Raw genomic sequence first — 20,527 nt, 5'->3', positions numbered from 1 at the left:
TCTACAAGCCAATGCTTACTCCAGCGGGCGAGGAGAGCGTTCCACGCCGCCTGAGAACGTCTCTAGCAGCCCTGCCGCTCGCTTGTCTGCTGACAACAGTTCAGCGGTGCCAAGTTTTGGACGATCCAGCAGTTCCGAGGCCCTTGAGTCACCCAGCAGGTAGGCAACCTTGAGATACGCGGCGCTGTCCACCAAGGAGCCATGGCTGGGGTCGTCGTAGTAGATCTTGGAAAGTCCGTAGTAGGCGAACAGGTTGCCTGATTTGGCTTGCTCATAGAGAAGCACGGAGCCTTCCGTGAACTTCCCGGCCTCCAGGGCAATTCTCTCCGCGTAGACAACGGCGGCCGGTCTGTTGCCAGACGCTGCCATCTCTTGGAGGGATTGCAGGCTGGCGGCATGCAACTTGGCGTTTTCCTGTTCGGAGGGATAGCCATGCTGAATCAACCACTGGGCCTCGGCCGGAGAGCGAGCGCTCAGCGGGCCGGCGCTCGCACAGGACGGATCCACCGCAGGGCACAGCCTCTGCTGAACTTCAGCAGAGCGCTCGGCTGCGTTTGCGCCGGCGTTGGAGGATTGCGTGGGGCGTGGGGTCTCGCTTTTGGGTGTATGTTCGTCCCGCTGGGCTTTCTGTTCGGTCGTTTGAACGTCCGCTGCGGGGGGGGACTTATCCGCGCAAGCGGAAAGTGCGCAGGCAAGCATGGCCACGATTGCGAAGTTTTTCATGCGCTCACCTGTCAAGGAATTGAACATTGCTGTTGGTCCAGTTGCGTCCACCATGTTGAGCACTGGGCATCTTCAGAAACAAATTTCCATTTCTCTTTCAGGGATTTCTCCAGCTCAACCGCACCTGCCCCTTGCGGGGTGATGTATTCCTCCACGGGCACGCCGTAGCGACGTGCCCATTCTACGAAGGTCTCGACGAGGCCTGGTGCCCCCACCTCATCGTCTATCGCCTTAAGGATGCCGAGACAGTATGACTCAGGAATGGTGATGTTTATGCCCGCCCTGGTCGCGCTTGATGCTTGAAGCTGCTGTTCGCATGCATGCATAACCGCGTAGCGAAACTCCCCGGTGGCGCTGTTGAAGTCCTTTGTCAGGTTGGCGTAATTCTGGGTTTGGCGTTCCAGGGCGTCCTTCATGGAAGCCTGAGCGTTCGGATCAGGCGGCACGGTTCGACCAAACCCGTGCGTTCGGCCTTCGCTGAAGGAAATCGCCATCAGGACAGTAGACTTTGCCCCCCAAGAAGCGCCAGGCAAGCGATCTTTCGCGTAGCTGGCCCCCGACGGGAACGGGATGCGTGCAGGGCAGGAGGCGGGCTTCCTGGCAATGTGTTCTGCGCAAACCCGCTGTTTCCAAGTGTCTGCCGAGGGGGGGGAGGAACTGCCCCCCCCACCACCTCCCTCGCCTGGATCGTAGCCCCCAATTCCGGGAACCGAAGGAGGATCCATGGGGGGGGTGTAGGGGGGGACGTAGGGAGGCGGTATCGCATCAACGGGGGGAAGGTTGGTCGTTCCTCGATCGTTGGTGGTGTCGGCCATGCCTGATTGGGCTGCGAGCAAGGACCCGCCCACGATCAGTGAGATGCGAAGGATGTCGCGGATCTGGCGTTTGAGGTTCTGCGATCTAGAGATGTCTTCGGGAGTTAATGTCGGTTTGTTCTTCATGAATCACCATCAGTCCTTGGGGGCTTCAAAGCGGGCGATGCGAGCTTCTTGCACGTTCCAATGCATGTTTGAATGGCTTCTTCGAGGTCTCTTTTGGAGGGGAGGGGGGATGCGGCGTAGGTCGAGGCAATTCGCCGGGCCAGCGGTGGGGAACAGTTCTCGCTGACGGCGCGCACGGCGTCTTCGGTCACGGCTCCTGTGAACAGCAGGGCGTCAGTTGCCCTGACGTCCAATTCTTTTCGTGCTTCTTGCCACGCGGAGACTAGGGCGCGCGCCGCTGCCAACCACCGCTCCATCCTTGCGGGCTCGGGCGTGTGCTGCCCGGTGAGGGAGGCATCGTTCCACGAAGCAACGGTTGCCAACTTGTCAAACATCAGCAGCCAGCAAATGTAGAGCGGGAACAAACAGCGTTTGCGAGCGGCGAGCTTGATCAGCAAGGAACGTGTGATCCGTCCGTTTCCATCGGCCAAAGGGTGGATCGTCAGCAGCTGATGCGCCAGCGCCTCGTCGAGGTGCTCGCTGCAGTTGGATTGGTGCTGGGAGAGGGTGGCCAGGAGATTGGCGAGTAGCGGATTGACGACCGCGACCGGTGGCAGCACGAGCACCGCCTCCTTGGGGCCTCGTCCTGCCACCCAGGCACGATCTGATCGAAGCGAAGGTGCCTGTAGACCTGCTGCGGACACCAGTGAGGCGATCAAGGCGTCGGTTGTGCGCAGATCCGCTGGGCTCAGGGGCGCGATTGCCTTGTGGGCTTTTTCGCCGGCGCTGACGGGCAGCAGGAAGTCCCCGTTGTAAGCTTGGGAGTGAACCCGATTCAGTCGTGACGAAAGCAGCAGGAGCGGGTGAAGGTCCGGCTCCAGGAGCTTGGGCTCGTAAGCCTGCCGCAGCTCAAATGCTTCGGAGCGCAGTGGTTGGGGTTGCGAAACCACGACGCCGTGGGTGCCCCAGATCTGTGCTTCGCCCGCTGATCGGATCAGGGGAGAAGGAATGTAGTGCAGTGTCACGGCGCGTTCCAGGCGAGTGAAGTCCAGCGCCTGAGCGTGCACTGCCGTTCGTTACAGTTGTCACCGTCTTGGATGGTTGTGAGTGGTGTGCTTCCCCACGAAAGCGATCGCAGCGCACGCTCAGCCGAGCTGCATGGTTCAAGGGGCGGGCGGGTGAAAGCGGAACTTGGGAAAAAAATTTCGCCCGATCTGCTTTTCGAAAACGGGAAAAGCGTGCACAAGCTTTTCCTTAAACCCCAATAGCTTTGCCAAAGCCCCCCCCTGCTTTGCCCTTCGGCTGTCGGGTCCCCTCCGTGTCCCCTCCAGCCGAAGGGCAAAGTCTCCCCATACCCCGCTGACTAAAGCGGTGGGGTGACTTGGCCCGTGCGTCGGTCCCGTGGCGGCGACCCCCAGCACTTCAGGGCGCGGTGATTCCCTAATCTGCACCGCTTCGACAGGTTCACGCGATCAGTCGCGCCGGGTCCGGGTCCTGTCACCCCCATGCGAGGGCGTCTCTCCGGTGTTGCTTTACTTTTCCCGTGCCCAGGCGCGTTTTTCCTGGGGCTTCTCCTAGCAACGAACCATTGGTAACGGGACCGCGAATGGGAGACGCTGCTGGGGCCAGATTGAGTACTCCCCAGTTACCATCGACATCTGCGTTACCTGGCTGGCGCGAGTTGCCAGGCCATACCGCGCCCTGTGTCCCCTCGCTTTAAAACCGGTGCACGCTGGTGATGGTCAGTCCAAGCCCGCACTGGGCTCCCAGGATTGCGTTGTGCACCGCCGGTCACTCCACCGGCACCGTGATACGGCTACCAACGGCCTTTGGGCTGACAGACGGGGAGGAGAGGAAGAGAGGGAGGCTTGCGGTCCATCCGAGGCTTGCTAGAGTGGCCTTGAGGGGCCAGTGCCTGGGCATGTCGTAGCTGTCACTACCTTGCTCGCCTCCGAGTCGGTCAAACTCGAGGGCCGTGAACTCAAAGTAAAACGCCCTCGGCTTTTGTCAAGCCGGGGGCGTTTTTTTAGCTGGCGGTTCCGTTCTTCCCCATCAAGATACCTGCAAGCATCAGTAGCGATGCAGTGATTGCGTCCATTGGAAGCATCACTCCCTGCCAAATTTCCAAACATGCGGGTGCTAGGAACACCATGCCCTTAACCTGTAGGGCAATCGACAACGCCTTCCTTCTGTTGCTCTCCACTCTTAACCTCCGTTTGCGCGGATGCGCACTCATAGGCTAAAGGCCTCCAGATGCAGGGAAGTGCTGTAACCGAGGCTATTTTTAGTGGGGTTAGGCCGCATTTTGGATTTGTTGCCTCCTATGACCCTTTAGGAATGGAAGTTGGGCGGATGGGTAAGTTTGTGTCGTTGCTCCACAGGAGGCTGTCGAACAAGAGGGCGTCCCGAAGCGCAAGAATGGGGCGAGGTTGGTCGGCTTCAAACGCGCGGATCTGATCTATGACAGCGTCATATGCGTCCAAGGAAAGCCATTCTTTATGCCCTCCGCTTCCATAGGCTACGTAGTTCGGAGGTGGAACTTTATACGCGGAAAATTCCGAAAGCACTGCTTGTTCAGCTGCAAGGGCTATCGCCCTTTCCCCGCTGAAACTTATTCCTACGCTGCGACCGAGGTCCAGTTCCTCCAGTTTTCCCCTGGAAAAAGCATAGGCACGCTGAGTCCAGTATCCAGATTGTCCAACCTTGAGCTTGGCCTCGGCTGGCACGACAAGGACATAAACTCTGTGGAAAGGGATGTTGATTCGTGCGTATATGTACGTCGGCACGCGAATTTGGAATCGCTTCAGCAGCGTTGAAACAAATATTGGCTTGAACTTGCTCTTTTCGGCGCTTTTCCTGACCTTGGCCTCTCCAACTTGGGCGACTAAGTATTGAAGCCGCTTTGCGTCCATATCACCATCCACATGGACTCCATAGTTGTCTTCGGGAAGATCAGGGAAGACGGGGGGCGCGGGTGCAATAGACATGCCTTGCCTCAGTGGCCGGGGTTTGGCCGGATTCTAGCGTTGAGCGGTGAGTTAGCGGACGGAGGTAGAGTGGATGAGGCTATAGGCGATGCCGCCCAACATGGGCAGCACCACGTGCGCAGGCACCAGTGCGAGCCCGGCCAGTGCCATCCACCCGCGCACCTGCTCGGGATTGGGCAGCAGTTCGGCGAAGCCGCTGATCAGGAACACTAGCATGTGGACAGCGATGACCCCGGCCCAGGTCCAGAGGAAGCCCCGCCAGAAGCCCCCACGGGGGAGGCCCTGTTCTGCGTAGTGGGGGAACGGCTGGCGGTTGATCCACGCCCGTCGACGGTTGGCCCGCTGGGTGATCCAGAAGAGGAAGGCCAGCACCAGCCAGGTGCCAATGCCTCCCAAGACCGCCAGCCACCCAAATGAGCTTCCGTTCTGGAGCATCTCCAAGCCGCCACCGACGAAGACGAGACCGGCCCCTCCGAGAAGAACAGACGCGCAGCCCACGTTCGCGTAAGAGCTCATAGTCAGGGCCTGTGGGCGGTCCAAGTGCCATGGGACTTGCTGAAACGAACGGGCTCCACGATCGGGCGCACCAGTTCGGCGCCTGACACATTGAGGACCACCTCTCCTCCAAGGTCACAAACGACCCCCTCAGAGGGGGCGGCGTTTCGGCAGTTTGAAAGCGTGAAGTCCCGATAGCCGATCACGGTCATGGATCCACTGGAAACCTGAGTGAAGGTGGCCCCGATGGCAGTTTGGGCTTCTTCGACGGACGGCTGGTTGCTGCTGCATCCAGAAAGGCTCAACGCGGCAACAAGCGATGCGAGCACGGTGCGAACGGGCTTCATGATCAATTCCTTAGCAGTCCACCGGATGGCGGCATCTGCCATTTTGGCAGATGCGTGCCTTATCATGCCAGTCCGTGCAGACTAAGGAGCTGATCCATTGCCCGTCCCCCATGCCCGCTCCGTTGCCCGCAATCTCTGTCTTCGGCCTTCGCCTCCGTGCAGCGCGTCAGGCTGCCGGGTTGTCGCAGGTCGAACTGGGGGCGTTGATCGGCATGAATGAGAAATCGGCTTCTTCACGCCTGTCCCGCTACGAACGTGGGGAGCGAGAGCCCGACGGCGGAACCTTGGAGGCCCTAAGCAAGGCGCTTGGCGTGCCGCCGGCCTACTTCCACGCGAGCTCGGATGTGTTGGCGGAAGTCATTTTGTTGGTGGCCAGACTGCCCGTTGAGCAGCAAAAAGAGGTGTTGGGCCTCATCAAGGGATACACCGGCGACAGCATCGCACCCTGACAGGACGCGCATTTGCGTTCTTAGCGCGGTCCCGGCCGTCGAAGGTGCGGGGGCTTCCACCGCGGAGGCAGAATGCCGGTGTCCGCCCCAGGCTGCTTGCTTGGTGACTGCTCTGTTGCGGGCGACGGCGCCACAGGCGGCCACTGGTCCGGGAACCGGAAGTCCTCCGTGGGATGTGCTTTCTGGAAGGCTTGGAGGAGGCGCTGGCGCTGGTGCTCTGCTTCTTGGGTTGCCTTTTCCTGAGCGGTGATCGCCAAGTGCTCGGCTTGCTTGGCGTAGACCGCCTGCTCTTCGGTCAGTTTCACCGCGTCTTGCAGGTCCCGCAGGGTCCTGGGCGTCCAGCCCAAGCGCTGGGCGAGCCTGTCTTTGCCCTTCAATCCCGCTTCGCCTTGATCGCGGTAGTAGCGGGCGTCGTGTCTGGCCCGTCGGGCCTGTTTGAGGTCGGCCGCCGCTTGGGTTCGTACGACGAGGGTCAACTGGGCTTCTCCCTCGGCAGAGAGGTAGTCCCGGGCCAGCGAGCGGGGCAGGGGATCGGCATGGTTCTGAGCCCAAGCCAGGGCACGCCGGATCAGATCGGCCACGTCTTTTTCCACCTGAGCCAGCCACAGGTTGGCCAGGTGGGCCGCTTGTTCGCTTTCCCTCGTTCCGTTACCGGTGACCCGGGTGTGGACCTGCGGAGGCAGTTTGGCCGCTGCCTCTTTCCCCCGGTGACCGATCACCCGAGTGGTCCTTTTGGGCACTGAGGATCCGGGTTGGAGGGAAGCGCGACGGACCTCACGTGCCGGAACGCCCGTCTTGGCTTTGGGTGGGGTGGGAACGAGAAGGGCGTCGGTCGCAGCCTGCAACCGCTGAGCCCCTGCCTTGCGGCGTTCTACCAGTGCGCGGGCATGCAGGGCTTGTTCGTCCACGGTTGCCAATCGGCCTTCGGCAGCGGCCTTGGCTTTGATTTCCTCGAAGCGACGGGAGTGCTGGTTGAATCGCCGCTCCCCCGCCGTCTTCAAGCGATCGTTGCGTTTTGCTCGAGGGAGGCGCTCGCCCCTTCGGCGGGCTTGGGTGACCGCCTTGCCTTCGTGCCTGGAGGGCTGGCGGTCCAGCTTGGCGGCGGCGCAGAAATCGCCCGCTTCGATGGCGCTGCCTTGCTGGTCGCGCAGGCTGCGGTGGTCCACGCGTGCCGATTGGCTGGCAGCGCTCAGGGCATCGTTGATGCGCTCACCGATCAAGGCCCGTAGTGCTTTCAGCTCCTGAGCACCTGCCTTGAACTCATCCAGGACCTTGGCCGCGCTGTCGCCAAACCCGGTTGAGCCCACTTGGCGAGGGGTCATGAGAATGTGCGCGTGGTAGTTCCGCTCATCGCCTCCCTTGTCCGGGGCGTGGAGACCGATCTGCACAGCCACGCTGTAACGTTCCACCAACAGTTGGCCGACGTCCCGAGCCAGCGCCCGGCGTTGTTCGGGCGTAAGTTCGTGGGGCAGGGCCATCAGCACCTCGCGCGCGACACGCGCGTTCTTCCGCGTCTCGTGTTCTTCAACCTTGGACCAGAGTTGGTGCGGATCCAGTGCCCACGCCGGCGCCTTAGTGGGGGCCAGCATGTCCACGGAAAGCACGCCGGTTTTGCGGCTGTAGCTGTGGCGTGCACCGCTGGGATCGTCCAGGTCGAGACCAGCCCGGTAAGCGGCGGCAGCGGTCGCGCTGTCGCCCTTCCCTCGGCTGAGACTTTTCACTTGAACGCTGTAGATCGCCACTGCCCAAAGCTCCGATGCACCGCAGCCCCCTATGGGGGCGAGGATTGGGGAGAAGGCGACGCGCAAGGCGTGGCGTTCGGGTGTCGGGGCGAAGCCCTGACCGCACGGTTTTGCGAAGCAAAACCATAAGTGCGCTATTGCTGGGTTGTTGGGGGCGAAATCGCCCCCTGCCAACTGCATAGAACCGGGCCGCTCGCTGCCGCTCGCCGGGCCCCCTTCTCAGGGTTACATGCACGTCAGAACTGTCAACTCTTTTAGCCAAGAGCAAAAGCGATGCTCGCTAACCGCTCGCATCCACGATGGGGCAGGCCCCCCTTGCGCTTCGCGCCATTTCTGGTTGCATGGATCAACGTAGCAAGAGCAAACGAGCTGTGGGGAACGTTGAGAAGCAAAAACTGAAGTTGGAGCGGATGATCGGAGCGCTGGCCAAGGAGCAAGCCAAGCTGCTGCTCGTCGAACGCGAAGAGCAACGCAAGCGCCGACGTGCAGAACTGAAGCAACGCGAAGCGGATCGCCGTGCTGATGCTCACCGGAAGATCGAACTGGGTGGTCTGGTTATCGCTGCCGGGGTGGACAGTTGGGATCCGGCAGAAGTTGTCGGAGGATTGTTGGTTGTAAGCGAGCAGCTGTTGCTACAACCGACCCGACGCAACGCTCTGCGCGAAAAAGGCATCGCCCATTTGGAGGCGAGGGCTGCCACTCGAAGGGCAGGGCAATCATGACTTGAACGCCATTGCACGAGGCCGTGGTCATGGGCGATGTTGCCGCGCTCAACGCTGCACTGGCCGCGACCATCTTTCCTGATCCGCGCGATCGCCACGGTCAGACACCGCTCCACTTCGCCGCCCATCTGGGAAACGTTGAGGCAGTGTCCGCGCTGTTGCTGGCCGGTGCTTCCCCGAATGCACGTGATCGCCATGCCCAGACCCCGCTTCACTTGGCAGCACGCTCAGATCATGTTGGGTCTTCCGGACCCGCCGCGGCGGCTCTGGCGGCGCTGGCCGATGGGCGCCCCTGGACGTCCGTTCACGCCACTAGGTTCCTGGAGGCGTGGGAACGGCGTGACCCTGCCGCCACGTGTGCGGCGCTCCTTGCCGCAGGCGCTGAGCCAAACGCCCCGAATTGCCGACACGAGACGCCGTTCGGTCTGGCTTACCCGCGAGCTTTGAAGGCTTTCCTCTCGGCGTGAATTGAGACGCGTTTGCGACATCCGCGGCTGCGGAGTGAATTGGCGTGTTTCTTTGTGAATTAACTATATCTGGTGTTGATTTTGGAATTTTTACCCAAGATCATGGGTCTGGGCGGTCGTCGCCCAAAACCATTGTCGAGGTCGAAATGGGCAAGAATCAGCACGTGGTGAAGCGGCCGGATGGCTGGGCGGTGCGTGGCGAAGGCAACTCGCGCGATACCTCTCACCACCGGACCCAGGAAGAGGCAAGGCAGCATGCGCGTGAGATCGCCATCAACCAGCGCAGCGAAGTGGTGATCCACGACCGTCAGGGCTTATCCGGGACAAGGACAGTTACGGGAACGACCCAAATCCTCCCAAGGGTTGATCAACAAGGCCGCCGTTTGGCGGCCTTGTCTTTTGCTGGAGCTTGGTTTGCCGACGGGGCAATGCGCACCCGAGCCATCCCCAGCAGTGGGAGCAAGTGGGACGCATTGCCCCGCTGCTTGCTGGCCCTTCTGCAAGCCTGTTAGGCTTCCAGGTATCGTTTGAGGTATCGTTTTTTTAGTCGAATGTTCCGGGGATTTTCTTATGGGACAGTCGGTTAGGTGGGTTTGGGTTCGATTCCCATCGCCCGCTCCATGTCTCCAGGGTATTCACCCCCGGCAGACGCGGCGTACTCGATGCACCACACCCAGCTCGAGCGTGTGGCAGCAGCGCCGCAATCTCTTCCTCAGTGTTGGGCTGTGGTCCCTTCGAACCATAGCTCGAGTGGCTTATGCGCCCGCTTGCGGCCGGGCGAAGTCCACCAGGTCGGAAGGATAGTGCGGGCAGGTGCGCAGCGCGGCATCGTCGCCGCCATACAGCACCACCAGCGCTGCTACCTCCAGCGCCCAGTAACCCCATGCATGCGGTCCGGTCAGCCGTCGGGTCCGCTTCTGAGCCTGGGGCGACAGTAGAAAGAAGTCACGGTAGTGCACCTGCAGGTAGCCGGTCAGCAGGGATGGAACGAACGCTTCACCGTCGCGCAACGGCGCGAACAGCTCGGCGAACGGGCGCGGATGGAATATCGCATCGCTGGCTTCGGCAAGGCCCAGTGCCGGTGCGCTGAGGTAGTCCAGCACGCGGTCGGTGTCGAAGCAGAGCACCTTCTCCACCAACGCTGGAAGACGGTCCTGCGCACCCAGCAGCACGCCCAGTGACAACAGCTGCAGGGCGTACTCGTAGTGCTGCGTTGTGCGCGGTTGCAACGGCGCGGCCAGCGCGATGTCGTGGCCCTGCTGTTGCAGGCTGTTCCGGGCAATGGCCAGCAAACGTGCATGCTCGAGCCAGAGTTCTGCAACGTCGGCATGCATCTGCTGCAATGCCGTGGGGGCGAATCCACGGTCGATGCCTTTCAGCAGCAGGTTGCTGCCGGTCTGGGCAACCGCTTCCAAGCCGTACGCATGTTCCAGCGCCGCATGCCCCTGCAGCGGTTCCTCCGCAGGGTCACCGCCATTGCGCGCATGACGCGCAAGCAGGGCCATGCCCGCGTTCCAGTCTGCCTGCCAGTCCGGCAGGCGAAGCATGCGGCGCGGTACTCCCGGATCCTTGGCCAGTGCTCTCCATCGCGGTAGTACGTCCAGCAGCAGATTCCGGCGGTTCACGGCAGTCATCGGTTCCATCATCAGGGAAAGTCTAGCGGCAATGCCGGTTCGACCCCCATTGCCTGGCACCGCGTTGAAGGTTTGAATGGTGCGCAATCGCAGTCACCATGCCCGCATGACCGTTGATCGAATCGCCCTCCGCCGTTTCACCCAGTGGCTGCCGTTCCTGGTCCTGGTCGCCATCTGCGTGGCCTGGTGGTCGCCGCTGGGCGTGGTTGTCGCCCTGGCCGCGTGCCTTGCAGTGGGTGGTGTGCTGCAGCGCCTTGATCTGGTCGGCGATACCGTAGGCGGCGCACTGCTGCGCTCGCGGGCGACGCTGCCCTTTGCTACCCGGCCGCCCACGCATGATGTCCTGTTGGATTGGGGCGAACTGGGCATGGGGGGGCCGGCCTACAGCACCCAGATGCTGCGCGATGGCGCCATTGTCGAGGGCGTATCCACTGGAGGCAGCCACGACGCCAGTGGCGAGTGGCAGACGCTGGCGGGAAGCGGGCTGCGTGTGGCCAGTGGCTATGTTGATCGCAGCGAAGCGGTGATCGTCTACGACGAAGCGGACAAGCGGGTGATGCACCTGCAGGCGATTGTTCCCAGCCTGTTCTGGCAGGAACTGCACGAGCGCCGGCAGCTTGGCGGGGATGCCGAAGCCGCAATGTGGTTGCGGGATATCCCCTGTCGATCGACCACGCTGCGGCCCTGCCGGGGTCTATGGCTGGAACCGGAGCATCCCGCGCTGGCCGCCGGGTTGCCGCAGGCATTGCGGCATGTCCTGCCGGATGCCCGGGTGCTGCAGGCCATACCGCTGCTGCCCGACGATCTGCGCCTGACCGCGCATCCGACGCTGTTCGCGCGCATCTGCCCGTACGCGCTCTGTCTTGATGGCGAGCCCAGTGACCGTCACGCCTGCGATCTGGAAACGGTGATCACCAGCCCGTCCGGACGGTGCGTGGCGGTGGCGGGCAGCGTGCTTGATGGGGATCTGCGTCCCATCGAGGGCGTATGGCTCGTCCACTGGCAGGGGTGTTGGCAGGCCATTGGCCGCCGTGCGACGGGCGGCAGCGGCAAGGCCCGCAGTGGTGCCTGGATCGATGTGATCGAGGCCGGCGATGACGGTTCGCTTCGCTGCGAAGCCTATGAGGAACACTGGACGTTCGACGCGATCACACGCATCCCCACGCCACACACGGCGCTCGCCCTGCCTGTGGAATGGCGGGAAACCGCGCTGGCCGTGCGTGTCCGCGATGGGCACTTCTCGCTGCGCCTGCCCCCGCGCTGATCAGCGGCGGCAGGCATCCCTTGGATGAGCCATGAGGATGTCCCCGGCGACGGTGCGGTCATCGCCGGAGACGGTGCGGCGACTATCGGCTGTCAGTCTGAGTAGAAGCCGTTGCCAAGGGTGCCGGGCAGGCTGGGTTCCGGCCACGGCATCAGTGATGTGCAGGCGTCATACAGCGTGCAGAAGTCCTGCCGCAGTTGCGCAGGCACCCAGCTGCCGTAGGACACGTCGGTCGAGTCGCCCTGGCAGGCGTAGGAAACATCGATCCAGCGGGTGTTGGCGTGTGAGGCAACGCCTTGGTGCTGTGTCTTGCCCGTGCAGTAGCGCAGGCCCTGGCCGATCAGGGTGTTGTTGGCATCGAAGTAGAGCCGGGAGACTGCGTGGGTCGGCGCAGCCCCTACGTCTGCGGCGCCTCCCACCAGGCCAAACAGCAACAACAGCGGAATTCCCATTCGCATCTGTGGTTCTCCTTGGATTGTGCAAGCCGGCCGTTTATGTCCATCAGCCGGCAACGGCATATTCGCACAGCCCCGGCAGGCATGCAGATGCGGTGGCCTGCGGGGCATCATCCACCCGCCACACGCCCGCGCTATGCTGCGCGCCTGCCGCCCGATCCTGCCGCGATGAAGCTCGCCATCCTGTCCCGCAACAGTTCCCTGTATTCCACCCGCCGGCTGGTCGAGGCGGCACGCACGCGTGGCCATACCGTTCGCATCCTCGACCCGCTGCGCTGCTACATGCGCATCGCCGCCGATGGTTTTTCGATGCACTACAAGGGCCGGCCGATGACCGGCGTGGACATGGTCATCCCGCGCATCGGTGCCTCGATCACCCGCTATGGCACCGCCGTGCTGCGGCAGTTCGAGCTGATGGGCGCACGCACCCCAAACCCCTCCGACGCGATCCTGCGTTCGCGCGACAAACTGCGTGCGCACCAGCTGCTGGCCGCCAAGGGCATCGACATGCCTGTCACCGTGTTCGGTGACAACCCGGATGACACCGTCGACCTGTTGTCCATGCTCGGCCCGCCGCCCCACGTGGTGAAGCTCAACGAGGGCACCCAGGGGCGGGGCGTGATCCTCACCGAAAAGGCCAGCGCATCGCGCGGTATCGTCGAGGCCCTGCGCGGGCTGTATGCCAATTTCCTGATGCAGGAGTTCATCGGTGAGGCCAAGGGCGCCGACCTGCGCTGCTTCGTGGTGGGCGACCAGGTGGTGGCCTCGATGCAACGCCAGGCGCCGGAAGGCGACTTCCGCTCCAACCTGCATGCCGGTGGCACTGCGCTGGCGGCCAAGGCCAGCCGCGCCGAACAGCAGGTGGCGGTGCGTTCGGCCAAGGCGCTGGGCCTGTCGGTGTGCGGGGTGGACCTGATCCGCTCCGCGCGCGGCCCGCTGGTGCTGGAGGTCAACTCCACGCCGGGGCTGGAGGGGATCGAAGCCGCCTGCGGGGTAGATGTGGCCACGCGCATCATCGAGCACGTCGAGAAGCTGAAAAAGCCATGACAAATCAATATTTTGAGATTCTCATGGGCAAATGAGGCCGGCTTTAACATGCCTTTAATCGGCGCCGGCGTAGCCTTCAGCGAACCGCAGCTCTGCCTCTCAGCAGGATCGGTATCGGGATACGACTTCAGACCCAGGCGGGCCACCGCCTGGGTCTTTTTTATACCTGCCGGAAGTCCCTTGTGGAGGCCGCGTGACGGCCGTAGAGTGGCCATCGTTCCTGGATGGATCCGGAGGCTGGCGATGTACCGCATCACGATGATCGCGTTGTTGCTGGGGTTGTCTGGCACTGTCTCCGCCAAGCCGGAGAAGACCGCCATACAGATGGACGGGCAGGCACCGGTGGCCGAGCAGGTCCGGCGGGTTGAAAGGGCCCTTGATGACGGCGAGTACAGCGAGATTTCCGCTGACGACCGCGCCCAGGTGCAGCAGGCCCTGGCGCGCATCACCCAGCGCATGGGGGACCACAGCACGCTTCAGGAGCTCCCGCCGCAGGTCCAGGCAGAGGTCTTCAACGACCAGGAGCGGATCAACACCGTTCTTGTCCGCGCCCACGAAGACAGCCGCCAGATCTGCCAGCACACCCGCACCACGGGCAGCAACATGCCCAAGAGCCGCTGCTTGACGGTGGCCGAGCGCCGCCGGATCGAGGAAAAGGGCAAGGCCCTGCTCAACGACCAGCGCACCTTCAACAATCTCACGCCTCCCAGTAACCGCTAGCCGGGCCGATTGCCGCCCGAGCGACCGGCACTTGCTCGCGTGAAGGCGGTGCGAATACAGTCAACCCTCAACTCAAACAAGGATTCGTTTGTCATGAAGTCCCTCCTGATGTCGGCGGTCCTGGTCTCGGGCCTGACCCTGGCCACCGCCGCCTCCGCATCCAACCAGGCCGGTGAGGTCTTTATTCCGGGCAAGCCGCTGCAGCAGCAGATCGAGCGCATCGAAATCGAACTCAACGATGGCGAGACCTACAGCGAGCTGAAACAGGCCGACCGCAGCCGCGTGCGCGAGGCGCTGGTGCGCATGCGTACGGCCGTCGAGCAGCATCCCGACCGCGATTCCATGCCTGAACAGGTACGAACCGATGTCTTCAACGATCAGCAGATCGTGAACACGGTTTTGACACAGGCCCGTGAAGATAGTCGTCTAATATGCCAACGTGAAAAGGCCACGGGTTCGAACCGGTCCACGACGCAGTGCACGACCGTAGCCGAGCGCGCGCGACGGAAGGACAAGGCACAGCGTGATATGGGCCAGGCCCAGCGCGTCGGCAAATTCGTCAATTAGAGGTGACAGTGAGAATCCTGGTAATCGAAGACAACAGCGACATTGCGGCCAACCTGGGCGACTACCTGGAGGACCGGGGCCACACCGTGGACTTCGCGGCTGACGGGGTTACCGGTCTGCATCTGGCCGTGGTGCACGAGTTCGACGCGATCGTGCTGGATCTCAACCTGCCAGGCATGGACGGCATCGAGGTCTGCCGCAAGCTGCGCAACGAAGCGCGCAAGCAGACCCCGGTACTGATGCTCACCGCCCGCGACTCGCTGGACAACAAGCTGGCCGGCTTCGATTCCGGCGCGGACGACTACCTGATCAAGCCGTTCGCGCTGCAGGAAGTGGAAGTGCGTCTGAACGCCCTGTCGCGACGCGGCAAGGGCGTGCAGACCCGCGTGCTGGAAACCGGCGATCTGGAATACAACCTGGATACGCTGGAAGTGCGCCGCCAGGGCAAGCTGCTGCAGCTCAACCCGACTGCACTGAAGATCCTGCAGGCGCTGATGGAAGCGGCCCCGGCCGTGGTGACCCGCCAGGAACTGGAAACCCGCGTGTGGGGCGAAGAACTGCCCGATTCGGATTCCCTGCGCGTGCACATCCACGGCCTGCGTGCGGTGGTCGACAAGCCGTTTGAAGTGCCGCTGATCCAGACCCGCCATGGCATCGGATACCGCATCGCCACCCCGGAAGCCTGATTCGGTGGCAAGCAAGGGGGAGCGCCGGCGCACGCCGTATCGGCGGCGCCTGCGCAGCCGCATCATCGTTTCGTTCGTGTTGTTGGGCTTCTGCCTGACAACGCTGTTCGCGTTCGCCACCAACTGGGCCCGCCTGCGCGTGGAAAACCAGCTGGTGGAAGAGCTGATGAACCGAAACATCGACGAGTATGCGCGCCGCTATTACGAGCACCCCGGGCATAACCCGGATGCACCGGTGCTGCAGATCAGGGCTTATGCCTATTCGAAGGACAAGTTCGACCGGGTGCGCGAAGAACGCGCGCAGTGGGCGGGCTTCTCCGATGGCATCCACAGCGTCAGCGGTGATGAGCACGGCGAGCCGTACTCCTACAAGCTGGCCGTGCGCAAGACGCCGGACGCCTGGTTCTTCCTCGCCTATGACATGACCGACAGCGTGCGCGGCGGCAAGCAGCTCAACCGCGCGCTGGTGCTTTCGGTGCTGGTGTTCAGCCTGCTGTCACTGGTGCTGGGCTGGTGGTCGGCCTCGAAGGTGATGAAGCCGGTATCGGACCTGGCCGCACGGTTGCGCGCCTACCGTGGTGGTACCAGTGACCCTGAGCCGCTGGCGCCGCGTTTCCCCGATGACGAAGTGGGGCAGCTGGCACAGGCACTGGACGACTATTCCTCGCGGCTGACCGAAGTTGTGCAGCGCGACCGTGAGTTCAATGCCGACGTCAGCCATGAGCTGCGCACGCCGCTGGCGGTGATCCGGGGTGCCACCGAGCTGCTGCTGACCCGGCCCGGCCTGGACGAAAAGGTGCTGCAGCGCCTGCAGCGCATCCAGCGTGCCGAACAGCAGTGCAGCGATCTGATCGGCGCGTTGTTGCTGCTGTCGCGCAATGAGCGTGGGCAGGGCACCAGCAACGTCGCCCGCGTGGCCGAGCAGCTGCTGGACGCGCATCGTGCGCAGCTGGGTGGCAAGCCGCTGGAACTGCTGCTGGAAGGTGAGCGCAACCTGGTGATCGATGCGCCCGAGGCGGCGCTGTCGGTGGCACTGGGCAACCTGATCGGCAATGCGGTGAAGTACTCGCAGGACGGCGAGGTGCGCGTGTTCGTCGGCGCCAATTCGGTCTCGGTGACCGACAGTGGCCCGGGCCTGAGCGAGGAAGATGCCGCCAAGCTGTTCCAGCGTGGCTACCGCGGCACGCATGCTGGCCATTCGCAGGGCGGCGGCATCGGCTTGTCGATCGTCAGCCGCCTGTGCGATCTGTACGGCTGGCAGGTGAGCGTGCGCCCCGGTGGCGAGCGTGGCGTGATCGCCACCCTGACGTTCTCGCCGAAGCCGTTGTAAGGGCCCCTGCTTTGGTGGGTGCCGACCTTGGTCGGCACGGACCCTGCCGACCTTGCATCGCGCTCTGTGTCGCTTGTGCCACTGAATTACCCTCGCGCGATGATCAGGCCTCAGGCCCAACGCGACACCACCGTGATCGCTGCCGCGCCGCGCGCGTGTTCCAGTGCACGCATTGGCAAGCCCGCGCCGCACTTGAGAATTTCCTTACAGATCGCCGCGTGCGGCGATGGCCTGATGACCTGGCCGGGGCAGGTGCCTTGGCCGGGATTGGCGTCCTGAAATCAACTGTTGGATGGAAAGCTTCCGATGCCTCGCGCGGCATCGCGGACAATGCACTGTGCCCGCTTCATGGCGGGCGGTGCGTGGGGATTCCCGGGAATCCGCCGGAGTTTCCATCCATCTGGGAGTTGTCCGGTACGCCAACCCGCACCGTCCGCCACCTTGCATCTGCAGGTGGCCTGCCGACTGCGAGGAGCTCCACCATGTCCACCCGCCCGCTGTTCCCCCAGCTGCACGCCCTGATCGGCGATGCGGCCCACCTGCTGCCTGCCGACGTCGCCGAGCGTGTCGAAGTGCTGCTGGATGACCCCAAGGACCTGCTGCCCGCCCTGCTGGCGCGCATGGATGGCCGCGACGCCGCCGACGGCCAGCGGCTGGACGTGCAGGGGGCCAGCCCGGCGCAGGCCGCCACGATGGCCGGCCTCAGCCGCACGCTTGCCGGTCTGAACACCCTGATCCAGCTACTGCACGCCGCCGAAATCGCGCGGGAGCAGGGCGGTGCCCGCCAGCAGCTCAATCCCGATGTCGTCGACGGCCTGCTGCTCGGCGCCCGCGAACTGGCCCGCTACGCCCGCCTGCAGCTGGAGTAGATCCACGCCACGCGTGGATGCAGAGCGTTTTGTAGAGCCGAGCCGATGCTCGGCTTGATGGTCGCAGCCGAGCATCGGCTCGGCTCTACAGCAGATCCCCAGATCCATGCCATGCGTGGATGCACTTCGGTAGCGCGGGCCGCTGGCCGGCAACCCGGCCTCACCCCCCGGCCAACTTCAGATACCGCGCGTGCAGCTGTTCCACCTGCACCTGCAGGTCCTCCGGCTGCCCATCATTGACCACCACGTCATCGGCCAGCGCCAACCGCTGCGCGCGGCTGGCCTGGGCAGCAATCATCCGGTCGGCCAGCGCCGCGTCGATACCATCGCGCTGCATCAGCCGGGCATGCTGCACGGCCTCCGGCGCGTCCACCAGCAGCACCCGGTCCAGCCATGGGTAGGCCTTCCGCCCACCCACCTCGGTCAGCAGCGGAATGGCGGCAACCGCATAGGGGCTCTCAGCCTGCTCGCACTGCTGCTGCATCAGCAGGCGGATAGCCGGGTGGGTGATCGCTTCCAGCGCCGTCCGCTCGGCCGGATCGGCGAACACGTGAGCGCGCAGGCGGGCCCGGTCCAGGCTGCCATCGGCCAGCAGCATGTCGGCGCCGAAGCGCTCGGCGATGCGGGCCAGCGCCGGGCTGCCGGCGGCCACTACGGCCCGTGCGGCCAGATCGGCATCGGCCACCACAATGCCCAGCGCCTCGAAGCGCCGGGTCACTTCGGTCTTGCCGGAGGCGATGCCCCCGGTCAGGCCAACCACATAGCGGCTCATGGGGACTCCCCTCAGCGCAGCCCGCTCATCATCAGGTACTGATCCACCAGCGGTGCGCCCCACATGAAGTACAGCCAGCCGGCGATGGCCAGATACGGCCCGAAGGGAATGGGCGTGGCGCGGTCACGGCCCCGGCTGTACAGCCAGATCGAGCCGATGATGGCGCCCAGCACCGACGACAGCAGGATGATCGGCAGAATGCCCTTCAGCCCGCACCAGGCGCCGAGCGCGGCCAGCAGCTTGAAATCACCGTGGCCCATGCCTTCCTTGCCGGTCAGCTGCTTGAACAGCCACCAGACCATCCACAGCGACAGGTAGCCCACCGCCGCGCCGACCAATGCAGGCTTTGCCGGCATGTACAGGTTGTCGATGTTGCCTATCAGGCCCAGCCACATCAGTGGCAGGGTCAACTGATCGGGCAGCAGCTGGGTGCGCAGGTCGATGCCGGACAGGGCGATCAGGAAGCAGGTCAGCACGATGGCGCCGAAGCCCTGCCAGCCGAAGCCGAACTGCCAGACGCAAGCCAGCACCAGCACCGAGGTCAGCGCCTCCACCAGCGGGTACTGCAGCGAGATCGGTGCCTTGCAGTGGCGGCACTTGCCGCCCTGGATGATCCAGCTGAACAGCGGGATGTTCTCGTACCAGCTCAGCTTGTGCTTGCAGTGCGGGCAGTGCGACGGCTCCACCACGATCCCCGGTGGGGGTGGCTCATAGAAGTCCGGTTCCTCCAGGACTTCGCGCGCATCGCGCTTCCACTGCCACTCCAGCCGCTTGGGCAGGCGCAGGATGACCACGTTCAGGAAACTGCCCAGCAGCAGTCCCAGGGCGGCCGCGGCGGGGTAGCCGAGGCCGGGGTGCTGGTCGAGAAATGCCATTGATACCTTTAGCCGACGACGGCGCCGAGTTTGAAGATGGGCAGGTACATTGCGATGACCAAGCCACCGACAATGGTACCAATGAACACCATGATCATCGGTTCCAGCAGGCTGCTCAAGGCATCCACGGCATTGTTGACCTCCTGCTCGTAGTATTCAGCCACCTTGAACAGCATGGCGTCCAGCGCGCCCGCCTCTTCGCCGATGCCGGTCATCTGGATGACCATGTGCGGGAACAGGTTCAGCTGCTTCATGGCCATGTTGACCGGATAGCCCACCGAGACGTCGTCGCGCATCCGCAGGACGGCTTCGCCATAGACCTTGTTGCCGGTGGCGCCAGCCACGATGCCCAGTGCCTCCACCAGCGGCACGCCGGCCTTGAAGGTCACCGCCGTGGTCCGTGCAAATCGGGCGATCGAGCTGTTATGCATGATCTGGCCGATCACCGGCACCTTCAGCACCAGCCGGTCGACCGTATGCTGCATCTTCTCCGAGCGCCGGTAGGTCATGGCGATGGCAACCACTGATCCGATCATGACGATGGCTATCAGCCACCACCACGACACCATGAATCGGGACAGGTTGACCACCATCTGGGTGAAGGCCGGCAGGTCGGCACCGAAGCTCTTGAAGACTTCCTCGAACTGCGGCACCACCCAGACCAGCAGAATGGTGCTGACCAGGAAGGCCACCACCAGCACCATGGCCGGGTAGAACAGGGCCTTCTTGATCTTGCCCTTCAGTGCTTCGATGTTCTCCTTGTAGGAGGCGATCGTGTCCAGCACCGTTTCCAGCACACCGGCGCTTTCACCGGCGCGCACCAGGTTGCGGTAGAGTTCGTCGAACTGCACCGGATGCCGACTGATCGCTTCATGTAGCGAAGAGCCGCCCTCGATGTCGGCGCGGATCCCGTCCACCATCTTCTTCATGCGCGGATTCTTGTGCCCGCTGCCGATGATTTCCAGCGCCGACACGATCGGCACGCCGGATTTCATCATCGTGGCCATCTGTCGGCTGAAGAACGCAATGTCCTTAGCGCCCACGGGCTTACCGGCCGCGCCGAACAGTGGCTTCGGCTTCGGCTTGACTTGGCCGGGATTGATCCCCTGCTTGCGTAGTTCGGCGCGCAGCAGATTGGCGTTCTTCGCCAACTGCTCACCCTTCATTTTGATACCCCGCTTGTCGGTCCCCTCCCAGACAAACGGCTGCAGCTCCATGGTGCTACGCGCCATGGGCTCTTTCTTGATCGCACTGCGACTGACAGACATGTTGGCTCCCCAAGGCCCGCCATCCCCAGGCGGGCATCCTGACCGGCGATGGTAGCCGGTTCAGGGCCATCCGGGGAGCCTGCGGACGTGACGCCGCGCAGGGTTTTCGACCTGGCGAGACGAAAGGTGACGTACCGCGTCACATTGCCGCGTCCATCGCAGATTCGCTTCTGGGGGGTTCCCATCCG

General features: G+C 63.4%; 21 protein-coding genes and 1 pseudogene. 10 read left to right on the top strand and 12 right to left on the bottom strand.

Annotated elements, in window-relative coordinates; translation table 11 throughout:
- Positions 1-15: 15 nt before the first annotated feature.
- From ROV95_RS20670 to ROV95_RS20645, 6 genes are all read right to left on the bottom strand, one after another.
- Positions 16-750, bottom strand: coding sequence for a hypothetical protein (locus tag ROV95_RS20670; protein ID WP_312546197.1), 735 nt, complete (start codon positions 748-750; stop codon positions 16-18).
- The gene (locus ROV95_RS20665; protein ID WP_099476069.1) at positions 735-1,139 is read right to left on the bottom strand and encodes a hypothetical protein; all 405 of its coding nucleotides are present in this window, start codon (positions 1,137-1,139) and stop codon (positions 735-737) included. Before ROV95_RS20665 ends, ROV95_RS20670 begins: the two co-directional genes overlap by 16 nt.
- Before the next feature lie 521 nt (positions 1,140-1,660).
- Positions 1,661-2,668 carry a Fic family protein gene (locus tag ROV95_RS20660; RefSeq protein ID WP_312546193.1) on the bottom strand — a complete coding sequence of 336 codons (1,008 nt, stop codon included), beginning with the start codon at positions 2,666-2,668 and terminating at the stop codon, positions 1,661-1,663.
- A 1,296-nt stretch (positions 2,669-3,964) separates the two neighbouring features.
- Positions 3,965-4,630 carry a hypothetical protein gene (locus ROV95_RS20655; protein WP_312546191.1) on the bottom strand — a complete coding sequence of 222 codons (666 nt, stop codon included), beginning with the start codon at positions 4,628-4,630 and terminating at the stop codon, positions 3,965-3,967.
- 51 nt (positions 4,631-4,681) lie between these two features.
- Entirely contained in the window at positions 4,682-5,146 is a 465-nt protein-coding gene (locus ROV95_RS20650; RefSeq protein WP_312546189.1) for a hypothetical protein, read from the bottom strand.
- A 2-nt stretch (positions 5,147-5,148) separates the two neighbouring features.
- Positions 5,149-5,472, bottom strand: coding sequence for a hypothetical protein (locus ROV95_RS20645; protein ID WP_224328466.1), 324 nt, complete (start codon positions 5,470-5,472; stop codon positions 5,149-5,151).
- 110 nt (positions 5,473-5,582) lie between these two features.
- On the opposite strand from ROV95_RS20645, the gene ROV95_RS20640 reads away from it, so the two are divergent.
- On the top strand, positions 5,583-5,921 hold the full coding sequence (locus ROV95_RS20640) for a helix-turn-helix transcriptional regulator (protein WP_312546188.1): 339 nt from the start codon (positions 5,583-5,585) through the stop codon (positions 5,919-5,921).
- Positions 5,922-5,941: 20 nt separating this feature from the next.
- Here the strand turns inward: ROV95_RS20640 and ROV95_RS20635 are convergent, their stop codons facing one another.
- Positions 5,942-7,663 (bottom strand): MobA/MobL family protein, encoded by a 1,722-nt coding sequence (locus tag ROV95_RS20635; RefSeq protein WP_312546187.1) that lies wholly within the window; start codon positions 7,661-7,663, stop codon positions 5,942-5,944.
- A gap of 341 nt (positions 7,664-8,004) precedes the next feature.
- Here ROV95_RS20635 and ROV95_RS20630 point away from each other — a divergent pair, with 341 nt between their 5' ends.
- Both ROV95_RS20630 and ROV95_RS20625 read left to right on the top strand, forming a co-directional pair.
- The gene (locus tag ROV95_RS20630) at positions 8,005-8,385 is read left to right on the top strand and encodes a conjugal transfer protein TraD (protein WP_262214300.1); all 381 of its coding nucleotides are present in this window, start codon (positions 8,005-8,007) and stop codon (positions 8,383-8,385) included.
- A 613-nt stretch (positions 8,386-8,998) separates the two neighbouring features.
- Positions 8,999-9,219: pseudogene (locus tag ROV95_RS20625) on the top strand (DUF2188 domain-containing protein).
- 388 nt (positions 9,220-9,607) lie between these two features.
- Here ROV95_RS20625 and ROV95_RS20620 read toward each other — a convergent pair.
- On the bottom strand, positions 9,608-10,486 hold the full coding sequence (locus tag ROV95_RS20620; RefSeq protein WP_312546183.1) for a PoNe immunity protein domain-containing protein: 879 nt from the start codon (positions 10,484-10,486) through the stop codon (positions 9,608-9,610).
- Positions 10,487-10,592: 106 nt separating this feature from the next.
- Between ROV95_RS20620 and ROV95_RS20615 the strand changes: the two genes are divergently transcribed.
- Complete coding sequence (locus ROV95_RS20615; RefSeq protein ID WP_229301565.1) at positions 10,593-11,750, top strand: hypothetical protein; 1,158 nt, start codon at positions 10,593-10,595, stop codon at positions 11,748-11,750.
- Between the two features lie 92 nt (positions 11,751-11,842).
- Here ROV95_RS20615 and ROV95_RS20610 read toward each other — a convergent pair whose 3' ends face one another.
- Positions 11,843-12,208 (bottom strand): hypothetical protein, encoded by a 366-nt coding sequence (locus ROV95_RS20610; RefSeq protein ID WP_233653814.1) that lies wholly within the window; start codon positions 12,206-12,208, stop codon positions 11,843-11,845.
- A gap of 165 nt (positions 12,209-12,373) precedes the next feature.
- On the opposite strand from ROV95_RS20610, the gene rimK reads away from it, so the two are divergent.
- From rimK to ROV95_RS20580, 6 genes are all read left to right on the top strand, one after another.
- Positions 12,374-13,252, top strand: a complete 879-nt coding sequence (rimK, locus tag ROV95_RS20605) for a 30S ribosomal protein S6--L-glutamate ligase (RefSeq protein ID WP_312546179.1) — start codon at positions 12,374-12,376, stop codon at positions 13,250-13,252.
- 243 nt (positions 13,253-13,495) lie between these two features.
- A complete protein-coding gene (locus ROV95_RS20600; protein WP_019660178.1) occupies positions 13,496-13,972 on the top strand; it encodes a hypothetical protein in 477 nt (158 codons plus the stop codon).
- Between the two features lie 93 nt (positions 13,973-14,065).
- The gene (locus ROV95_RS20595; protein WP_019660177.1) at positions 14,066-14,539 is read left to right on the top strand and encodes a hypothetical protein; all 474 of its coding nucleotides are present in this window, start codon (positions 14,066-14,068) and stop codon (positions 14,537-14,539) included.
- An 8-nt stretch (positions 14,540-14,547) separates the two neighbouring features.
- A complete protein-coding gene (locus tag ROV95_RS20590; protein ID WP_005410804.1) occupies positions 14,548-15,225 on the top strand; it encodes a response regulator transcription factor in 678 nt (225 codons plus the stop codon).
- Positions 15,188-16,555, top strand: a complete 1,368-nt coding sequence (locus ROV95_RS20585; protein WP_312546176.1) for a HAMP domain-containing sensor histidine kinase — start codon at positions 15,188-15,190, stop codon at positions 16,553-16,555. Before ROV95_RS20590 ends, ROV95_RS20585 begins: the two co-directional genes overlap by 38 nt.
- A gap of 482 nt (positions 16,556-17,037) precedes the next feature.
- Positions 17,038-17,424 (top strand): hypothetical protein, encoded by a 387-nt coding sequence (locus ROV95_RS20580; protein ID WP_019660175.1) that lies wholly within the window; start codon positions 17,038-17,040, stop codon positions 17,422-17,424.
- 160 nt (positions 17,425-17,584) lie between these two features.
- On the opposite strand, the gene coaE is transcribed toward ROV95_RS20580, so the two are convergent.
- From coaE to ROV95_RS20565, 3 genes are read right to left on the bottom strand one after another with little or no spacing between them, the layout of a single operon-like run.
- The gene (coaE, locus tag ROV95_RS20575) at positions 17,585-18,196 is read right to left on the bottom strand and encodes a dephospho-CoA kinase (RefSeq protein WP_111098286.1); all 612 of its coding nucleotides are present in this window, start codon (positions 18,194-18,196) and stop codon (positions 17,585-17,587) included.
- A gap of 11 nt (positions 18,197-18,207) precedes the next feature.
- Positions 18,208-19,071 (bottom strand): A24 family peptidase, encoded by an 864-nt coding sequence (locus ROV95_RS20570; RefSeq protein ID WP_021204211.1) that lies wholly within the window; start codon positions 19,069-19,071, stop codon positions 18,208-18,210.
- Positions 19,072-19,079: 8 nt separating this feature from the next.
- Entirely contained in the window at positions 19,080-20,339 is a 1,260-nt protein-coding gene (locus ROV95_RS20565) for a type II secretion system F family protein (protein WP_227845095.1), read from the bottom strand.
- Between the last annotated feature and the right edge of the window lie 188 nt (positions 20,340-20,527).

The organism is Stenotrophomonas maltophilia group sp. msm1 (assembly GCF_032025805.1).
GTDB lineage: Bacteria > Pseudomonadota > Gammaproteobacteria > Xanthomonadales > Xanthomonadaceae > Stenotrophomonas > Stenotrophomonas hibiscicola.
This window is presented reverse-complemented; position numbering and strand designations above follow the sequence as displayed.

Coding starts and splice junctions, on each gene's coding strand:
- ROV95_RS20565 (WP_227845095.1), bottom strand. CDS start 20,339: ATGTCTGTCAGTCGCAGTGCGATCAAGAAAGAGCCCATGGCGCGTAGC.
- rimK (WP_312546179.1), top strand. CDS start 12,374: ATGAAGCTCGCCATCCTGTCCCGCAACAGTTCCCTGTATTCCACCCGC.
- ROV95_RS20595 (WP_019660177.1), top strand. CDS start 14,066: ATGAAGTCCCTCCTGATGTCGGCGGTCCTGGTCTCGGGCCTGACCCTG.
- ROV95_RS20640 (WP_312546188.1), top strand. CDS start 5,583: ATGCCCGCTCCGTTGCCCGCAATCTCTGTCTTCGGCCTTCGCCTCCGT.
- ROV95_RS20645 (WP_224328466.1), bottom strand. CDS start 5,472: ATGAAGCCCGTTCGCACCGTGCTCGCATCGCTTGTTGCCGCGTTGAGC.
- ROV95_RS20665 (WP_099476069.1), bottom strand. CDS start 1,139: ATGAAGGACGCCCTGGAACGCCAAACCCAGAATTACGCCAACCTGACA.
- ROV95_RS20650 (WP_312546189.1), bottom strand. CDS start 5,146: ATGAGCTCTTACGCGAACGTGGGCTGCGCGTCTGTTCTTCTCGGAGGG.
- ROV95_RS20600 (WP_019660178.1), top strand. CDS start 13,496: ATGTACCGCATCACGATGATCGCGTTGTTGCTGGGGTTGTCTGGCACT.
- coaE (WP_111098286.1), bottom strand. CDS start 18,196: ATGAGCCGCTATGTGGTTGGCCTGACCGGGGGCATCGCCTCCGGCAAG.
- ROV95_RS20580 (WP_019660175.1), top strand. CDS start 17,038: ATGTCCACCCGCCCGCTGTTCCCCCAGCTGCACGCCCTGATCGGCGAT.
- ROV95_RS20630 (WP_262214300.1), top strand. CDS start 8,005: ATGGATCAACGTAGCAAGAGCAAACGAGCTGTGGGGAACGTTGAGAAG.
- ROV95_RS20570 (WP_021204211.1), bottom strand. CDS start 19,071: ATGGCATTTCTCGACCAGCACCCCGGCCTCGGCTACCCCGCCGCGGCC.
- ROV95_RS20615 (WP_229301565.1), top strand. CDS start 10,593: ATGACCGTTGATCGAATCGCCCTCCGCCGTTTCACCCAGTGGCTGCCG.
- ROV95_RS20670 (WP_312546197.1), bottom strand. CDS start 750: ATGTTCAATTCCTTGACAGGTGAGCGCATGAAAAACTTCGCAATCGTG.
- ROV95_RS20585 (WP_312546176.1), top strand. CDS start 15,188: ATGGCATCGGATACCGCATCGCCACCCCGGAAGCCTGATTCGGTGGCA.
- ROV95_RS20610 (WP_233653814.1), bottom strand. CDS start 12,208: ATGCGAATGGGAATTCCGCTGTTGTTGCTGTTTGGCCTGGTGGGAGGC.
- ROV95_RS20620 (WP_312546183.1), bottom strand. CDS start 10,486: ATGACTGCCGTGAACCGCCGGAATCTGCTGCTGGACGTACTACCGCGA.
- ROV95_RS20655 (WP_312546191.1), bottom strand. CDS start 4,630: ATGTCTATTGCACCCGCGCCCCCCGTCTTCCCTGATCTTCCCGAAGAC.